The 3634-nt window shown below is 62.7% G+C and carries 3 protein-coding genes; 1 reads left to right on the forward strand and 2 read right to left on the reverse strand.

Annotated features, from left to right (window positions below; translation table 11 throughout):
• The first annotated feature begins 363 nt into the window (after positions 1 to 363).
• A complete protein-coding gene (locus EN781_RS28485) occupies positions 364 to 1230 on the forward strand; it encodes an NAD(P)-dependent oxidoreductase (RefSeq protein WP_127400553.1) in 867 nt (288 codons plus the stop codon).
• Between the two features lie 18 nt (positions 1231 to 1248).
• Here the strand turns inward: EN781_RS28485 and EN781_RS28490 are convergent, their stop codons facing one another.
• Positions 1249 to 1764, reverse strand: a complete 516-nt coding sequence (locus EN781_RS28490; protein ID WP_126058806.1) for a TIGR00645 family protein — start codon at positions 1762 to 1764, stop codon at positions 1249 to 1251.
• Positions 1765 to 2047: 283 nt separating this feature from the next.
• On the reverse strand, positions 2048 to 3634 hold a 1587-nt coding region (locus EN781_RS28495), incomplete at its 5' end, for an OmpA family protein (RefSeq protein ID WP_245492674.1).

The raw sequence follows: 3634 nt of genomic DNA on the forward strand, positions 1-3634 counted from the left end.
ATTGATATTCCGGTGAGGCCGGCCTGCGAATGGCGGCTTCCTGCGCTTGTACGGCGCCGCGCGTCCTGTTGGACGCGCTAAGGACGCCGTACCACTCATACTTTGCGCATGATCCTTTCCAAAAATCGTACCGATTTTGGGGTCATGCGCGTGCTCACGTACTTTAAGTACGCTCCGCTCCGGTTCTCGGAAGCCACCATTCTCGACTCGGCCTGACCGGAATCTCAATAGACCCTGTTCCGCCTCACCTCGTTTCTGGACCCTACGCAGCGTAACCCGCTCGCGGCGGGTCGGGCCTTGCGCTCTGGTCGCCTGCCGCGCAAAGGTTCGCGCCTGCGATGTAGTTAAGGAAGCGGAGAAAAAATGTCGCTCAAGGGAAAGACGCTGTTCATCTCCGGCGGGTCGCGCGGCATCGGGCTGGCGATCGCGCTGCGCGCGGCGCGCGACGGCGCCAATGTGACGATCGCCGCCAAGACGGCGGAGCCGCATCCGAAGCTGCCGGGCACGATCTACACGGCGGCGGAGGAGATCGAGCAGGCCGGCGGCAAGGCGCTGCCGGTGCTATGCGACATTCGCGAGGAGGCGCAGGTGGCCGAGGCGGTCGCCAAGACGCTGGAGCGCTTCGGCGGCATCGACATCTGCGTCAACAATGCCAGCGCCGTCCAGCTTACCGGCACGCTGGAGACCGACATGAAGCGCTACGATCTGATGCACCAGATCAACACGCGCGGCACCTTCCTGGTCTCAAAAATGTGCATTCCGCACCTGAAGTTGGCAAAGAATCCTCATATCCTGAATCTGGCGCCGCCGCTCGACATGGTGGCCAAATGGTTCAAGAACCATGTCGCCTACACCATGGCCAAGTTCGGCATGTCGATGTGCACGCTGGGCATGAGCGCGGAATTCGCCAAGGACGGCATCGCCGTCAACTCGCTGTGGCCGATCTCGACCATCGACACGGCCGCGGTGCGCAATCTTCTGGGCGGCGCGTCGGTGGCGGCGATGAGCCGTTCGCCCGACATCATGGCCGATGCAGCGCATGCGATATTCCTGCGTCCATCGCGCGAGGCGACCGGCAATTTCTACATCGACGAGGAGGTGCTGCGTGCCGAGGGCGTCAGCGATTTTTCCATCTATTCGCCGGGCGCGACAGGGCCGCTCGCCGGCGACTTCTTCGTGCCGGACGAGGTGTTTGCCCGGACGGAAAGCAAGATCAAAACCATCTACTGACGGGCAGCGGGCGAGGTCTCAGTCCTCAACTTTCTTGCCTTTGGCCAGACCCATCAGCCGGTCGATATAGGCCAGCATCAGCGCCGAGAGGACGAAGGCGAGGTGGATGATGGTCAGCCACATCAGCTGGTCGGTGGTGTAGGAGACGGAATTCAGGAAGACCTGAAGCAGGTGGATCGAGGAGATGGCGACGATGGTCGAGGCGACCTTGACCTTGAGCGAGCCGACATCGATCGTGCCCAGCCAGTGCACCTTGCCGTCATTTTCGTCGAAGCGACTGACGAAGTTCTCGTAGCCGGAGATGATCACCATCACCACCAGCGAAGCGACCAGGGCGGCGTCGATCAAGCCGAGTATCTTCAGGATGGTGTCGGTGTCGCCGAGCGACAGCGCGTTAAGGACGAACTCGTAGAGCTTCTTGCCGAACGACACCGCATAAATGGCGAGCGCGAGGCCAAGCCCGATATAGAACACGACCAGCAGCCAACGCGAAGCGAGGATGATCGATTCGATCGCGAGTTCGAGACGTTTCATGCGCCGGTTCCGCTTTTGGTTTCAGTTCGCAAGGTCAAACAAAACCCCGCCGGAGAGGGCCGGCGGGGCTCATGTGTCCCGCTGGAGTCGGGACAGGGCAGGGAACGCCCTGTCCCGAATCTGGGTACATCAATCCGGCAATTCAATGATTTCGCTCGAATCGAAGCTGAATTCTTCTTGAGCCCCAAACCCTTGTGAGCATTGCCCATCCCGGCAGGATCGGGATGGGCGCGCTGTTGTCGCACTGAATCCAGAAGCCGCACTATGCTTCTGGAACGGCGGGCTAATTCGCGCTGGCCACTGGCGCCACCAGCGAGGTGATGCGGCGGATGGCAACACGACGGTTCTCGCGGTTTGGCCCTTGCGTGTCGACCTTGAGATACTCCTCGCCATAGCCCTGCGTCGTCAGGTTTTCGGGTGGGATGCCGAAGGCATTGGTGAGCGCCTCGGCGACCGCCTCCGCTCGCCTGTCCGACAAGGCAAGGTTCGCCTCGGGCGTGCCGACCGCATCGGTATGGCCCTCGATCAGGAAGGTTTCCGCCGGGTTCTTCTTCAGCAGCTTCTCCATGGCAGTGGCTACGCCTTCCAGCTTCTGCACCTCGGTGTCCGAGATCGTCGCCGAGCCGAACTCGAAGTTCAGCGTGTCGAGGTCGATGCGGCGGGCGATGTCGCGCACGCGGGCAGAGCGCTTGACCTCGTCGACCGAGTAGAGGCGCTGCACCCTTTCGACGGGCGGCTGTTCGAGGAAGGTATAGTACTCGTCCGGGTCCTCGACATCCTCCGAATCCAGGATGTAATCGCGGCGCGAGATGGTGAGCCGCATCGGCGGCAGGTCGTCGCCGGGATCGCGCCAGTCGTCGACATCACGGTAGTAGCGCTCGTCGACATAGCTCAGCACATATTCGCGGCCGTCGGGCGTGATGCGCGAACGTTGGATGACGTCGCCATAACGGTTGCGGATGGTGACGATCTGCACGCCGTTGTCACGCTCGACGATTTCGCGAATGCGGCCGCCGGACAGATCTTCATAGTAGACATTCCTGGCGCCGCGATGCATGCGCGGCGCATCGTTGCTTTCGACGATCGTCTGGTTGTTGAATTGGATGATGACGCGGTCGCCGAATTGCTTGAGGACGTCGGCGCCTTGCGGACGCGGACGGCGGCTTACGTCTTCCTCTTCAGGCGCGCGCTCGACGCGCGTGCCTTTTTCCTCGGTCACCGGAACGATCTTTTCAGGCTGGATTGCCTGCTGGGCCGACTTGTCGTCGGTTGGCGGCGGTCCCTGATCGACAGGAGCCGGCTTCGGAGCTTGCGCCTGCTCGCCGTTCTGCCGAACGGGCTGACCGGCTCCCTCGGCGTTCTGGCCTTCGGTGGTCTGTCCGCCGGCACTCTGGCCGGCCTGATCCTTACCGCCCTTGTGCTTGCGTCGGGCGTCCTTCTGGCTGTCCAGAAGCGGCGCTTCGTCCGGGTTGGCCGTGGCCTCGCCCTGGGCCGGGGTTTCACCCTGCGCGGGCTGGGTCGCCTGTTCGCCAGCGGCAGGCTGCTCGCCGGTTGCGGGCTGTTCTTCCGTCACCGGCTGCTCGCCGACAAGTTTCTTGCCAAGCTTCTTCTTGTCCTGAGGCTGTTCGCCCTGGGCGGGAGCTGCCTGCTGCTCGGTGGGCACGGGAAGCGGTTCAGTCTGCGGGACAGGCTCGCCGGGTGCCGCCTGTTTGGCCGGCGCCTGCTCGGCGGGCGCAGCCTCGATCTGCTGATCCTGCTTGCGCTTCTTCTTGCGCAGATTGTCCTGCCGATTGTTGTCGTTTGCCGGCGCGACCTGGTCTGAAGGCTGTTCGGCGGGTGCCGCTTCGATCTGTTGCTGGTCGCCTTTCTT

The sequence above is a fragment of the Mesorhizobium sp. M4A.F.Ca.ET.090.04.2.1 genome (assembly GCF_003999085.1).
Taxonomy (GTDB): Bacteria; Pseudomonadota; Alphaproteobacteria; order Rhizobiales; family Rhizobiaceae; genus Mesorhizobium.

Excerpts from the sequence above, each read along its gene's own strand:
- EN781_RS28485 (WP_127400553.1), top strand. The coding sequence starts at position 364 with ATGTCGCTCAAGGGAAAGACGCTGTTCATCTCCGGCGGGTCGCGCGGC.
- EN781_RS28490 (WP_126058806.1), bottom strand. The coding sequence starts at position 1,764 with ATGAAACGTCTCGAACTCGCGATCGAATCGATCATCCTCGCTTCGCGT.